At 63.7% G+C, this 13,830-nt stretch carries 10 protein-coding genes, 1 tRNA gene and 3 pseudogenes; 7 read left to right on the forward strand and 7 right to left on the reverse strand.

Annotation, left to right across the window (positions count from 1 at the left end; translation table 11 throughout):
- Positions 1–102: 102 nt before the first annotated feature.
- A complete protein-coding gene (locus tag AADZ78_RS18530; RefSeq protein ID WP_085249533.1) occupies positions 103–846 on the reverse strand; it encodes a CoA transferase subunit A in 744 nt (247 codons plus the stop codon).
- Between the two features lie 87 nt (positions 847–933).
- Positions 934–2,574 (reverse strand): AMP-binding protein, encoded by a 1,641-nt coding sequence (locus AADZ78_RS18535; RefSeq protein WP_085249534.1) that lies wholly within the window; start codon positions 2,572–2,574, stop codon positions 934–936.
- Positions 2,575–2,688: 114 nt separating this feature from the next.
- Between AADZ78_RS18535 and AADZ78_RS18540 the strand changes: the two genes are divergently transcribed.
- Positions 2,689–3,348 (forward strand): TetR/AcrR family transcriptional regulator, encoded by a 660-nt coding sequence (locus AADZ78_RS18540; protein WP_085249550.1) that lies wholly within the window; start codon positions 2,689–2,691, stop codon positions 3,346–3,348.
- Here the strand turns inward: AADZ78_RS18540 and AADZ78_RS18545 are convergent.
- The gene (locus tag AADZ78_RS18545; protein ID WP_085249535.1) at positions 3,342–4,379 is read right to left on the reverse strand and encodes an LLM class flavin-dependent oxidoreductase; all 1,038 of its coding nucleotides are present in this window, start codon (positions 4,377–4,379) and stop codon (positions 3,342–3,344) included. The two genes, AADZ78_RS18540 and AADZ78_RS18545, sit on opposite strands and share 7 nt — an antisense overlap.
- 151 nt (positions 4,380–4,530) lie before the next feature.
- On the opposite strand from AADZ78_RS18545, the gene AADZ78_RS18550 reads away from it, so the two are divergent.
- The gene (locus AADZ78_RS18550) at positions 4,531–5,313 is read left to right on the forward strand and encodes an MmpS family transport accessory protein (protein ID WP_085249536.1); all 783 of its coding nucleotides are present in this window, start codon (positions 4,531–4,533) and stop codon (positions 5,311–5,313) included.
- Here AADZ78_RS18550 and AADZ78_RS18555 read toward each other — a convergent pair.
- Complete coding sequence (locus AADZ78_RS18555) at positions 5,310–6,632, reverse strand: MFS transporter (RefSeq protein ID WP_085249537.1); 1,323 nt, start codon at positions 6,630–6,632, stop codon at positions 5,310–5,312. The two genes, AADZ78_RS18550 and AADZ78_RS18555, sit on opposite strands and share 4 nt — an antisense overlap.
- Positions 6,633–7,026: 394 nt before the next feature.
- Between AADZ78_RS18555 and cmrA the strand changes: the two genes are divergently transcribed.
- Complete coding sequence (gene cmrA, locus AADZ78_RS18560) at positions 7,027–7,833, forward strand: mycolate reductase (protein ID WP_085249551.1); 807 nt, start codon at positions 7,027–7,029, stop codon at positions 7,831–7,833.
- A gap of 3 nt (positions 7,834–7,836) precedes the next feature.
- Here cmrA and AADZ78_RS18565 read toward each other — a convergent pair whose 3' ends face one another.
- Entirely contained in the window at positions 7,837–9,396 is a 1,560-nt protein-coding gene (locus AADZ78_RS18565) for a helicase HerA-like domain-containing protein (RefSeq protein ID WP_085249538.1), read from the reverse strand.
- 86 nt (positions 9,397–9,482) lie between these two features.
- On the opposite strand from AADZ78_RS18565, the gene orn reads away from it, so the two are divergent.
- The 3 genes from orn to AADZ78_RS18580 all read left to right on the forward strand — a co-directional run bounded on the left by orn (position 9,483) and on the right by AADZ78_RS18580 (position 11,294).
- Positions 9,483–10,130, forward strand: coding sequence for an oligoribonuclease (gene orn, locus AADZ78_RS18570; protein ID WP_085249539.1), 648 nt, complete (start codon positions 9,483–9,485; stop codon positions 10,128–10,130).
- 32 nt (positions 10,131–10,162) lie between these two features.
- Positions 10,163–10,238: transfer RNA gene (locus AADZ78_RS18575), tRNA-His, on the forward strand.
- A gap of 159 nt (positions 10,239–10,397) precedes the next feature.
- Positions 10,398–11,294, forward strand: a complete 897-nt coding sequence (locus AADZ78_RS18580; protein ID WP_085249540.1) for a hypothetical protein — start codon at positions 10,398–10,400, stop codon at positions 11,292–11,294.
- Positions 11,295–11,416: 122 nt separating this feature from the next.
- Here AADZ78_RS18580 and AADZ78_RS18585 read toward each other — a convergent pair.
- Both AADZ78_RS18585 and AADZ78_RS18590 read right to left on the reverse strand, forming a co-directional pair.
- A pseudogene (locus tag AADZ78_RS18585) lies at positions 11,417–11,879 on the reverse strand (DUF4411 family protein).
- 5 nt (positions 11,880–11,884) lie between these two features.
- Positions 11,885–12,573, reverse strand: a pseudogene (locus tag AADZ78_RS18590) (ImmA/IrrE family metallo-endopeptidase); the annotation flags it as partial.
- A 134-nt stretch (positions 12,574–12,707) separates the two neighbouring features.
- On the opposite strand from AADZ78_RS18590, the pseudogene AADZ78_RS18595 reads away from it, so the two are divergent.
- Positions 12,708–13,760: pseudogene (locus AADZ78_RS18595) on the forward strand (IS256 family transposase); the annotation flags it as partial.
- Positions 13,761–13,830 lie beyond the last annotated feature (70 nt).

Consider the following 13,830-nt stretch of genomic DNA (forward strand, 5'->3'; position numbering starts at 1 on the left):
GGTCATTTGGCGCCGCTCCTCTCCCCCGCAAGCGGGTGGGGGTACCTCCCACTTGTGGGGACGTGCCCCACATCGCTTCGCTCTGCATCGTCGCCGGCGCGGTCACCGCACCGTCTCCTTCTCAATCTTCTTGATGGGATTGGGCACGTGCACGACCCGCTGCACGAACACGCCTGGTGTGTGGACGGTGGCGGGGTCGATCTCTCCGGGTTCGACGAGATGCTCGACCTCGGCAATCGTGATCCGGCCGGCTGGCGCGCATTCCGGATTGAAGTTTCCAGCGGCGTAGCGGTACACCAGGTTGCCGTGCCGGTCGCCCTTCCAGGCGTGCACCAGGGCGAAGTCGGTGCGGATACCCCGCTCGAGAACGTAGGTGACACCGTCGAATTCGCGGGTCTCTTTTGGCGGCGACACCACGGCCACCGCGCCGGAGGCGTCGTAGCGCCACGGCAATCCGCCGTCCGCGATCTGGGTTCCGACCCCGGCCGGCGTATAGAAGGCCGGTATGCCCATCCCGCCGGCGCGCAGCCGCTCGGCCAGGGTTCCCTGCGGGGTCAGTTCTACTTCGAGTTCTCCGGACAGAAACTGGCGGGCGAACTCCTTGTTCTCGCCCACATAGGATGAGATGGTTCGACGAATTCGTTTGTGCTGCAACAGCACCCCAAGACCGACGCCGTCAACACCACAGTTGTTCGACACCGTTTCCAGGTCGGTGACGCCGCGATCAGCCAGCGCTGCGATCAGTGCTTCGGGAATGCCGCAAAGCCCGAATCCCCCGACCGCCAGGGACGACCCGTCGGCTATGTCCGCGACCGCCTCCGCAGCGGTAGCCACCACCTTATCCATTACCGCTAGGGCCTCCGATTTCAGTTAATCTTGATTAACTGGCTGTGAGAATACCATCGCGCGTGCGATCGCGTCCAGGACGGCGCCTCACCCTCGACGGGCGAGGTACTCGATCGCCTGTTGCCGCATCTCCACTTTGCGGACCTTGCCGGTCACGGTCATCGGGAACTCGTCGACGATCCACAGATACCGAGGAATCTTGAACCGGGCGATCCGGCCCGTACAGAATTCACGCAATTGCTCAATGGTCAATCCCGGGGCACCGTCGCGCAGCTTGACCACCGCCATGAGCTCCTCGCCGTAGCGTTCGTCTGGCACCCCAATGACGTGGCCGTCGACGATATCGGGATGGGTGTAGAGAAACTCCTCGATCTCGCGTGGCGAGATATTCTCGCCGCCACGCACGACGATGTCCTTGATCCGCCCGGTGATCTGCACGTACCCGTAAACATCCATCGCGGCCAGGTCTCCGGTGTGCATCCAACCATCGGCGTCGATCACCTCAGCAGTCCGCTCCGGCTCATCCCAATAGCCGGACATCACCGAATAGCCGCGCGTGCAGAACTCGCCGGCAACGCCGCGGGGCACGGTCTGCCCAGTGAGGGGATCCACCACCTTGATTTCGAGATGCGGACCCACCCGGCCGACCGTGCCCACGCGTCGCTCCAACGAGTCATCCGTACGGGTCTGGGTGGATACCGGGGAAGTTTCTGTCATGCCGTAGCAGATCGAGACCCCGGGCATGTGCATGTGTTCGATCACCTTGCGCATCACCTCGACCGGGCACGAGGCGCCGGCCATGATCCCGGTACGCAGGCTCCCCAACTCATAGTCGGCGAAATCCGGCAGGCCCAACTCGGCAATGAACATTGTCGGCACCCCGTAAAGACTGGTGCACCGTTCGTCCTGCACCGCCCGCAGGGTGGCGGCAGGGTCGAAGCGCGGCCCTGGAATTACCATGCAGGCGCCGTGGCTGGAGGCTGCTAGGTTGCCCATCACCATCCCGAAGCAGTGATAGAACGGCACCGGAATGCAGATACGATCGTGCTCGGTGTACCCGAGCAGTTCGCCCACCAGGTAGCCGTTGTTGAGGATGTTGCGATGGCTCAGCGTGACACCCTTCGGGGATCCCGTTGTGCCAGAAGTGTATTGGATGTTGATGGGGTCGCGGCTAGCCAGCTGCGCTGCGATATCCTGCAAAGCGGCCGGGTCGGTGTTGGCCCTGGCCAGCACCTCCCAGCCATCGCTGTCCAGCAACACCACATGGCGCAGGCCGCGGCAGCTGGGCGCCACCTCAGCCAGCATCGCCGAGTAGTCCGCATCCTTGAACCCCTCGGCGGCAATCACCATCGCAACCCCGGATTGCCTTAGCGCATACTCCAATTCACGAGCACGATAGGCGGGGTTTATGGTCACCAGAATCGCGCCGATCTCTGCCGTCGCGTACTGGACCAGCACCCACTCCCACCGGTTTGGCGCCCAGATGCCGACCCGATCGCCGGGGCCGATACCGGCCCGCAGCAATCCCGTCGCGAGCCGGCGCACCGCAACCAGCAACTCGGCGTAAGTCCACCGCAGCCCCGCACGGAAGTCGACGAGTGCCTCCCGATGCCCGTACCGGACCACGGTATCTGCGAGATTGCTGCCAATGGTCGTCGCGAGCAGTGCGGGTTGGTCCGGACCACACTCGTAGGACAGCGGATTACGGTCAGCGGCTGCTGCGGCCACGGTTCCTCCGCCTGGCGCCCACACGCGACAAACTCGAGTTAATAGCGAATAACTCGTGTTACGTTAGTGACGATTAACCGAAGTGTCCAGGACGAATTGTGGACGGAGGCCGTCATGACAGCGTCCGCCCCTAACGGCCAACCCGGCCAACCCGGCGAGCCCGGTCAGGCCGGGGCCCCAAATCGTCGCAGCCAGTTGAAATCCGACCGGCGCCTACAACTGCTGTCGGCCGCCGAACGGCTGTTCGCCGACCGCGGTTTCCTCGCAGTGCGGCTGGAGGACATCGGTGCCGCCGCCGGCGTCAGCGGCCCGGCCATCTACCGCCATTTCCCCAACAAGGAGTCGCTGCTGGTCGAATTGCTGGTCGGGATCAGCGCCCGGCTTCTCGCCGGTGCGCGCAATGTGACGGCTCGCATTGCCGACCCCGCGGCGGCACTGGACGGCCTCATCGATTTTCACCTCGACTTTGCCCTCGGCGAGCCCGACCTCATCAGGATCCAGGATCGTGACCTTGCACACTTGCCCGCGGCCGCCGAGCGGCAGGTCCGGAAGGCCCAGCGGCAGTACGTAGAGCTCTGGGTGGGCACCTTGCGCGAACTCAACCCCGCCCTGGCCGAGGCCGACGCCCGGCTGATGGCGCATGCGGTGTTCGGCCTGCTGAATTCCACACCGCACAGCATGAAATCGGCGGATGCCAAGCCGGCACGCGCGGTACGTTCCCGCGCCGTCATGAAGGCGATGACGGTCGCCGCGCTCATGGCCAGCGATCAGTAGCGGGTTGTTGATCTGTCCGGGAACGCGGGAATGACGTGCCGAGCGAAAAGGCGCATCTGTTCCAGCATTTCGTCGGCGGTATTGGCGACGAACAAGGTGGCGTAGAAGCCATCCAACCCGGCCTCCTCGAACGCAGCGACCTTGGCGCACACCTGTTCTGGTGTCCCGATGAGATTGTCGGCGACATACTTGTCCAGACTCACGCCCTTCATCATGGTGTCCCGCAACGAGGTTCGGAATAGCTCGAATGTGGAGCCCTCAAGGCGTTCACCCGCCTTCTCAGCGGTCGGAGCAAGGCACACGACCGTCTGCAAACCGATCGTGACTTCGGCGGGATCCCGTCCCGCGGCCCGCGCATATTCCGCCACTTGCGCCCGGCCAGCGGCGATTTCGGCCGGCCCCAGCTTGGCCGGCAGCCAACCCTGGCAACGCTCCCCCGCCCGTCGGATCGCGCCCCGTGCGTTGCCGCCAGAAAAGATTGGCAGCGGAGACTGAACCGGCTTGGGGTACGACTCGACGTCGCAGAAACGTCGGTACTTGCCGTCATAGGTCGACCGCGGCTGCTCAAACAGAATGCGTAATGCTTCAATACCCTCGGTCATCAGTCGAGTACGCGACGCATCGGCGAAATCCGGTGTCACTGATTCAAATTCGTCTCGGTAGCCACCGGCTGCCACTGCTAGTGTGACGCGGCCGCCGCTGATGTGGTCCAGCGTGGCAACCTGCTTGGCAAGCAGCACCGGGTCACGCATTGGCAAGACGAGGATCCCCGTGGCAAGCCGCACCACAGAGGTCTTGGCGGCGATCGAAGCCAGCATCATCAGCGGCTCAAAATAATCCGGTGGTGCCGACCACGCCTCGCGCACGAACCGTTGCGTGCTCAGATGATCGTTGCCGGCGACCTCGTCATAGCCAAGTCCTTCGGCCTCGACCGCGATCTGAACCACCTCGCCGGCCGTGGCAAACGGAACCGGATATGCCATGCCGGCCAGACACGTGGGTACGTCAATCCCGAACTTCACCGCATCCACCCCCGGCTCCAAAACCTATTTCTTCAGCGTTCGTTCAAGAAAGACTCTACCCGTATATCACACAAACATCAACGTTTGTTGAAGAACTCTTCCGTGCACTCCGGCGACGTTGTTCCATATCGCCCGGTACCCTGCAATCCATGAGGTGGACATGAGCGATCCACGTCGACCCCAGCGGTTTGGTCCCCCTCTATCAGGGGGACCGACCGTGCCGCAGGGTCCCCCAAATGCGCAGCCCGTCGATCCCGCTTACGCCGGCCAGGCACCCTATGCGCCCACCTACGGTGGTCACATCCCGCTGTGGGCGCCGGGATCCAACGAACCGAATCCAACCCAGCGGTTGCCCCAGTACTGGCACCAAGACCAGGCATCGTCGGGTTCGATGCCGCCGGAGGGCCCGCAGCCACCGCGAGAGCCGAAAACACCGCGCTGGTTGTGGTTTGCCGCCGGCGCGGCGGTGCTCCTGGTGGTCGGCTTGGTCATCGCGTTGGTAATCGCAAACATTTCGGTCAAGAACCAAACTGCGGTCGAACCGTTGCCCCCGATGCCCGGACCAAGTTCGTCGCTTTCGACCACGACAAGGACGCCACCCTCGCCCAGTGCCGCGCCGGCGCCCACCACTACGAGTGGCTCGGGCACAGCCACCGAAACGACCGGCGCCGCCGCAATGCAAACAGTTGTCTATAACGTCACTGGCGAAGGCCGCGCCATCAGCGTCAGCTACCTGGACACCGGCGATGTCATACAGACCGAGTTCAACGTAGCGCTACCGTGGACCAAAGAAGTCAGCCTGTCGAAGTCGGCCGAGCACACGGCGACCGTCACGATCGTCAACATCGGCCACGACATCACCTGCTCGGTGACCGTTGCCGGAGTCCAGGTACGCCAGCGCACCGGGGTGGGCTTAACCATCTGTGACGCCCCGACGAGCTAAAGCGCGTCGGTCACGGCGGCGGCGCCACGCCGCGGAACTCGTACCGCCAGCATGGCCACGAGTCCCACCAGCAGCACCAGGCATATGCCGCCCAGGCCGGCGCGGACCGCCCCGAACGCGTCGACGAAGACGGAAAACAACCACGGTGCCACGAAGGCCACCGCTCGACCCGTCATCGTGTACAGACCGAAGGCCACCCCCTCCTTGCCGTGCTGAGCCATCCGCAGCAGCAGTGCACGCGCAGACGACTGCGACGGTCCAATGAACAGACATAGCAGCAACCCGCACACCCAGAACGCGACCGCACCGGACAACGCCATCAAGGTGAGCGCCGAGGCGAGGATCGCGGCCAGCGAGACCACGATGACCGGCTTGGAACCCACCCAGTGGTCGACGAACCCGCCCAGCACCGCGCCCAGTGCGGCCACCACGCTCGCTGCCACACCAAACATCAGCACGTCGGCTTGCGCAAGCCCGTAGACATTGACGCCCAGCACCGCGCCGAAGGCGAACGTCGCCGCAAGCCCGTCTCGGAAGATGGCGCTGGCGATCAGGAAGTAGACGAGGTTACGGTCGCGGCGCCATTCGGCGCTGATGTCGGTCCACAGTTTTCGATAGCCACCCAGGATCCCCGTCGAGTGAGAAACCTCGTCCGCTCCGGGTAGCCGGTGCGCAACGAATAGCAGCGGCAGCGCCAGCAGCGCCAGCCACGCCGCGGCGAGCAGCATCGCTACCCGGACGTTGAGTCCGTCGTTGGTCGGCACGCGCAGCAGCCCGCGGAGCTCACCGGTGCCGGACATGACGCCTAGATAGACCAGCATCAGCAGCAGGACGCTGCCGACATAACCCGACGCCCAGCCAAAGCCGGAAACCCGGCCGGCCGTCTGCGGCGTCGAAAGCTGCCGCAGCATCGCGTTGTATGGAACGCTGGCCAGATCACTGCACGCCGCCGTCGCCGCAAGCAGCGCCAGCCCGGCAAACAGGTAGCCGGGATTGTCGCGGATCAGAAACATCGCGGACGTCAGCCCCACTGCAAGGCCGGTCAATACGCCGAGCGCCACCCGTCGGCGATGCGGTGACTCCACCCACACGCCGACAACGGGCGCCAAGACCGCGATGGTCACCCCCGCGGCGGCGGCCGCGCGCCCCAACCAACTCTCCGGCGCAGCACCTCCGGGCATGCCCTCGCCCACGCTGCTGGTCAGGTAGACGGAGAACACAAAGGTCGTCACGATCGCATTCAGGCCGGTGGAGCCGCAATCCCACAGCGCCCACGCCGCGACACGGAAACGCAGCAACGTGGCCGACCCCGACCGCATTGCGCCCCGCCTTCCGACCAGGCTTCGCCCGCCGCTTTCAGCCTGTAATTTTGCAGGCCCGCTCTCGCTGTTTGTCTGCGGATCTACCGGCTCGGCGCATGGGCGGTGGTCTTCAGCTGCACCCGAGCCCGAGTTATCCATGTCCGGCAGCCTATTGGGATTGGTAGCGACCCGCCGCGCCCGGCTCCGCCGCGCTTGCGATCGCTACGTCGGGATTGCTAGCGACCCGCCGCGCCCGGCTCCGCCGCGCTTGCGATCGCTACGTCGGGATTGGTAGCGACCCGCCGCGCCCGGCTCCGCCGCGCTTGCGATCGCTACGTCGGGATTGGTAGCGACCCGCCGCGCCCGGCTCCGCCGCGCTTGCGATCGCTACGGGGTGTCTACGATTGGCCGCATGCCGATACCCGCCCCAAGCCACGACGCACGTGCCGTTGTCACCGGAGCCTCGCAAAACATCGGCGCAGCACTGGCCACCGAACTTGCCGCGCGCGGGCACAGCCTGATCGTTACCGCGCGACGCGAAGACGCGCTCACCGACCTGGCGGCGCGGCTGGTAGACAAGTATCGCGTCGCCGTGGAGGTGCGACCGGCCGACCTCGCCGACCCGTCCGAACGTGCGAAACTCTGCGATGAACTGGCCGCACGGCCCATCTCGATCTTGTGCGCCAACGCGGGTACCGCGACCTTTGGTCCCGTCGCCGCGCTGGACCCGGCGGGCGAAAAGGCCCAGGTTCAGCTGAATGCCCTTGGAGTGCACGACCTTACGTTGGCAGTGCTGCCCGGAATGATCGAGCGCGGGGCCGGGGGCATCTTGATTTCTGGTTCGGCAGCGGGCAATTCGCCGATTCCCTACAACGCCACCTACGCCGCGACCAAGGCGTTCGCGAACACCTTCAGCGAATCGTTGCGTGGTGAACTACGTGGCTCCGGCGTGCACGTCACGCTGCTGGCCCCAGGGCCCGTTCGCACCGACCTACCCGCCGAAGAAGAGGCGTCGCTCGTCGAAAAGCTGGTACCAGACTTCCTATGGATTTCGACCGAGCACACCGCGCGGTTGTCCCTGGATGCGTTGGCGCGCAACAAGATGCGTGTCGTTCCGGGATTGACCTCGAAGGCGATGTCGGTAGCGAGCGGGTATGCTCCCCGCGCCATCGTGGCACCGATCGTGGGCGCCTTCTACAAGAAGCTCGGCGGCGGATAGCCGTTATTTCCGCCGGCGACGCCCGGAGCCAAAGATGCTGCGGGTGATCTCACGTACGCCGGTGTTGATGGCGCTCTTCACGGTCGGGTTCTTCAGTACCTGCTCCCACATGGCGGGGCCCTTCGGCTCCGCGGGAGGCGGCATCGGCGGCACCTCGGTTACGTCCGGCCACGGCAGGGGGTCATACTGCCCGCGCGGCGGAGTCTGATCCGCCTCTGGCTGAGTGCTTAGTTGAGCATCCGGCTTGTGTTCTATCGTCCGGCCGTATTTGGCCTGCAGCGGACTGTCTTTGGCCGCAGCGGCGACCGCGTCGGTGCCGATCGATGCCATCAGCGACCGAGGCACCCGCATGCGCGTCCACGCCACCGGTGTCGGTGCACCTTTCTCCGACAACACGGTGACGACGGCCTCGCCGATTCCCAGCGATGTCAGCGCCGACTCCAGGTCGTATACATCGGTTTTCGGGTAGGTGCGCACGGTCTTGCTGAGCGCCTTCTGGTCATCGGGCGTGAACGCCCGCAGCGCGTGCTGGACCCGGGCACCCAACTGGGACAGCACATCGTTGGGCAGATCCGTCGGTAGCTGCGTGCAGAAGAACACCCCGACTCCCTTGGAGCGGATCAGTTTGACGGTTTGTTCGACCTGCTCGAGGAAGGCCTTGGACGCATCGGCGAACAACAGGTGTGCCTCGTCGAAAAAGAACACCAGCTTGGGCTTGTCCACGTCACCCACCTCGGGCAGGGACGTGAACAGTTCGGACAGCAGCCACATCAGGAAGGTGGAAAAGATGACCGGCCGCAGCGACTGACCGGTGAACTCGAGCAGCGAGATGATGCCCTGACCTTCCTGGTTTGTGCGCTGCAGGTCCTGTGGGTCGAGCTTGGGCTCGCCGAAGAACGTGTCGCCGCCCTCGCCTTCGAGGTTAACCAGCGCACGCAAGATGACACCCGCCGTCGTAGGCGACACACCGCCCAAAGATTTCAGGTCGGCTTTACCCTCTTCGCTGGTCAGGTGGCTAATGGCCCGGCGCAGGTCGTCCAGGGTGACCAGCCGACGGTCTTTGGCCCAATGGAAGATCAACCCTAGCGTCGACTCTTGAGTGGCGTTGAGCCCCAAGACTTTTGACAGCAGAACCGGACCAAAGCTGGCGACGGTCGCACGCACCGGGACCCCAATTCCGCTGGTACCCAACGACAGGAACTCCACGGGAAATGCCGTCGGCGACCAGTTGTCGCCGGTGTCCTTTGCGCGTGCGGCGGTCTTGTCGTTGCCCTCCCCCGGTTGGGCCAGACCGGATAAGTCGCCCTTCACGTCGGCCATCAGCACGGCCACACCGGCCGCGCTGAGCTGCTCGGCGATCAACTGCAGCGTCTTGGTCTTGCCGGTTCCCGTGGCCCCGGCAACCAGACCATGCCGGTTGACGGTTGCCAGCGGAATGCGAATCTGAGCGGTCGGGTCGGCTTCGCCGTCCACCACAACAGTGCCCAGCTCGAGCGCTTGACCTTCGACGGCATAGCCCGCCGAAATCCGCTTTGCGGGCGTCCCCGCCGATTCAGTGCTCATCAGATCCCCTTGCAGTGCGGCAAATCAACACACTACTTGCCAGGGGGCGGCGGTTGTGTGGCTGACGTGGGCCTACGCTGTGCGCTGTGCGTGATGAATTGGTGTGGATCGACTGCGAAATGACCGGGCTCGATCTGGGCACCGACAAGTTGATCGAGATCGCCGTCTTGGTAACCGATGCCGATCTGAACATTCTCGGCGACGGAGTCGACGTGGTAATCCACGCCGACGACGCCGCGCTGTCGTCCATGATCGACGTTGTCGCCGAAATGCACTCGCGCTCGGGGCTAACGGCCGAAGTGCGAGCATCCACGGTTGATATAGCCACCGCCGAGACGATGGTGCTCGATTACGTCAACGAGCACGTCAAGCTACCCAAGACGGCGCCGCTGGCGGGTAATTCGATTGCCACCGATCGTTCGTTCATCGCGCGAGACATGCCCACATTGGACTCGTTTCTGCATTACCGGATGATCGACGTCAGCTCGATCAAGGAACTCTGCCGACGCTGGTACCCGCGCATCTACTTCGGACAGCCGCCCAAGGGGCTCGCGCACCGGGCGCTGGCCGACATTCACGAATCCATCCGCGAACTGCAGTTCTACCGTCGCACCGCGTTCGTACCCCTGCCAGGGCCATCTACCAGCGAAATCGCGGCGGTGGCCGCCGAGCTGTCCAACGGGTCGGGTACGCCGGGGGATATCGATTCGGCCGAGGAGCGTCCAAGCGGTTAATATCGACGTCGCCGCGGCTAAGCCCGGCAATGGTGGCTGTAGTTCAGTTGGTAGAGCACCAGGTTGTGATCCTGGGTGTCGCGGGTTCGAGTCCCGTCAGCCACCCCAACAGGTCAGAGGGTATTTTCACCTCTGACCTTTTACTTTTCCGGACCTCTTGCAACGCTATTGCAGCCTTGAGACGCGCCGGGCCGAGATGCAGGTGCGTCGTTAGCGGGCCGGGTAGCGTTTCTCAGGAGCAACTATTCCGACACCAGGCACGATCCGATGACCCTCGTTCAAACCCTCTACACGCGCGACCGAATTATCCAGGTCTCGGATCGTCGGCTGACTTGGCCAGACGGAACAGTCTTTGACGACGACTACACAAAGCTTGTCTGCTGGAATCAAACGTTCTCAGTCGCATTCACCGGCATCGCACGGGTTGACCGACGCCTGCGGAAGTCGACGTCGGAGTGGATCGCAGAAATGCTGTCAGACTACTTGATCTTCGAGAATGGGGTGCGGGCGCTGTGCGCGGATGCCCAAGACAGGGTTAGGCGCCTGAATTGGGATGACAAGCGGCTCGCCATCGTCATCGCCGGTTTCGATGGGCGCGATGTCCCGCTGGTCGCCCAGATCGCAAACTTCGACACATCGACAGGTGTCGCGGACGATCCCGACTTCTTTCACATCAGGTCGGGTCTCATCAGGCCTGGAAATTTGACGGGTACTCACTTCGTGGGCGCAGCGATGAAAGGGCTTGAGTACAAACTATTTACGAGATACGTTCCGCGCGTCCTTCGCAAGGACAAAGCTAACGGCCATAACCGCGCGATCAAGCTGTTGGTCGAAAACCAACGGCGCGTCCACAAACAAACGAACCGTGTCGGGGAAGATGCCCAGGCCGTGACGATTCCATGTAGGCGGATGGCTAACGGCATTGTCATGAGCAATCTTGACGGGACAGATATCCCAGTACACAGCACAAGTTTCGTCTACTTCGACAAGCACGGGTTCCGTTATAGGCAACTCGGCCCGCTGATGGCCCACAACGGAACAGTGATCGATCAAGTCATAGGGACGGCGGACGAAGAGAACCCTGACAACCAGTCAATGAGCATCCGATTTGTCAAGGTTCCCAATCCGCCCACGCCAAGAGCGATCACAGGATCTCGCCGATAGCACTATTCGTCCTACACGCAGAGATGAAACCCAGTACGCCGAAGTGTACTGGGCATCTTGACGCTAAAGTCCGCAGGCTGAGGCAAGTGAAGTTACGGACCAGGTGGGCTCAGCCGGACGCTTCAGAAACTCCATCCCTGCGCCTCGATGTAGCCCATCAGGGTAAGCCAGGGCACGCCGAGAGCGTCGCAGACATCGGGGATACGGGGCCTTTCGATGTTGCCGGTCGGCAGTCTCCTGGGTAACCACCGTGCCGTTGTTCACCATCGCAAGCGCAATGACGAACGGGTCGGCGGCGCTTCGCCTGCCTCCCTGCCGGACCATGTTCGGGTACAAGCGCAATATGCGCCGCACCGCCTGTAGGATCTGCTCATCGAGAGGGCAGAACAGGTCAGTTTGTGCGTCCGCCCACTGCTTAGCGTCGTCGTCGCGTCGCGCGAGTTCGCGTTGAACCTCATCGACCGACCTAATCTGACCGGCACTGATCACATCCTCGACCCGTGCCCACAAACTGCGAAACACCGCTGGCCGGAAGAGGTCTCGCCTACCGTTCAAGATGGCGCTCGTATCGAAGGAATAGAGCACAGTGGTCAGACCACGCTCCGCAGCTCGGCGGACTCAGCCAACCTCAAAATCTGGCTGACCTTGGCGTCGAGGTAGATCGCAGCGGTGTTGCTGTCGATGACGCGGCGGCGATGGGCATCAGTCACCGCCCTCACGTAGCCCTTACCGAGATCGCGGACGGTATTGCGGTACCAATTCCCGCCCCCAGCCGACCGGGCCCGCTCGGCCTCGTCCTCGTAAGCCGCGATGAACTCGGCGCGGCGCTGGCGGTAGAACTCAACCGGCACGATTCCGACAGTGCTCAGCCGCCGTAGGAACGCCTCGGCACTCACGCCAAAGTGCGCGGCCGCAGCGACTCGTAATCCCACAGAGACGGCGCCTCACTGCGAACGATGACCTCGGGCCGCGCTCGCACGACGTCCGCACGCACGAGCACTTCGGCGGCGATTGCATCGCATCGAGCCTCTAGCAACCGGTCCTGGGTGCGCGGGCGATCATCCGCGATCACGTCGCACAAGCCCTCGGTGTGCAGCACCACGTGCACGAACTCATGCAGCAACGAGAACAAGCGGGGACGGGGGGCGTCGCTTCCATTGAGCACGATCACCGGCAACGCCTCGAAGTACAGACACATACCGCGCATCTCGTCGACAGCGACTTTGCCGCCACGAGTCGCGAGGACTAGAACGCCGGACGCTTCGATTGCGGACACCCACGTAGTTGCGTCCCTGATAGTGGTGTAACGCGGATCGCGTGATCGTTTCCCGGTGTGTCGTTCGGGACGAGAGCGCGGTCACCGCGTGATCCTTCGAGTGAACCTTCCAAAGCACTCTCGAGAGGAACCACACGATGACCGCTCCCCATATTGTGAACCCTGCTGTGTTGTTGGAGCAGGCTCTGTCCGACGCGTCGCCGGATCTGATGCGCACTCTGCTGGGCACGGTGCTTAACGCGCTGCTGTCGGCTGATGCTGATGCGGTATGCGGCGCCGAGTACGGCCGGCCCAGCCCGGATCGGGCGAACTCGCGTAACGGCTACCGCCACCGTGAACTGGACACGCGTGTTGGCACGATCGATGTGGCGATCCCTAAGCTGCGCCAGGGCTCGTACTTCCCCGAATGGCTGCTGGAGCGCCGCAAACGCGCTGAGGCGGCACTGATTTCGGTGGTGGCGACCTGCTATCTGCTCGGGGTCTCCACGCGACGGATGGACAAACTGGTGGCCACGTTGGGGGTCACCAGTTTGAGTAGGTCGCAGGTCTCGCGGATGGCCGCAGACTTCGATGAGCAGGTCAAGGCGTTTCGCACCCGCCCACTTGGGGAGGCGGGAGCGTTCACCTTCGTCGCGGCGGATGCGTTGACGATGAAAGTCCGCGAAGACGGGCGCGTGGTCAACGCTGTCGTGCTGGTGGCCACCGGCGTCAACGCCGACGGGCACCGGGAGGTGCTCGGAGTCAGTGTCGCCACCAGTGAGACCGGCCCGGCGTGGAACACCTTCTTCGCCGACCTGGTCGCCCGCGGCCTGCACGGGGTCAGACTGGTCACCTCCGATGCCCACCGGGGCCTGGTCGAGGCGATCGCGGCCAACTTGCCCGGCGCGGCCTGGCAACGCTGCCGCACGCATTACGCGGCCAACTTAATGGACGTGACCCCGAAAAGCTCCTGGGGATGGGTCAAAGCGCTGCTGCACTCGGTCTATGACCAGCCCGATGCCCAAGCGGTACACGCCCAGTTCGACCGTGTCGTCGAGGCGTTGGCCGATAAGCTGCCCGCGGTGGCCGAACACCTCGATGATGCCCGCGCTGAGATACTGGCCTTCACCGCGTTCCCCAAGGAACTGTGGCGCCAAATCTGGTCGAATAATCCCATATCCGTTAACCGGCTCTCAGCGGACACGAGCCGGGTAGCGGCGTGAGATCCGGACCGATTCCCCGGAGCGGGTGGATGCTGCTCAGAACAAGGCCCCTGACTGG

Source organism: Mycobacterium riyadhense, assembly GCF_963853645.1.
GTDB classification, from domain to species: Bacteria; Actinomycetota; Actinomycetes; order Mycobacteriales; family Mycobacteriaceae; genus Mycobacterium; species Mycobacterium riyadhense.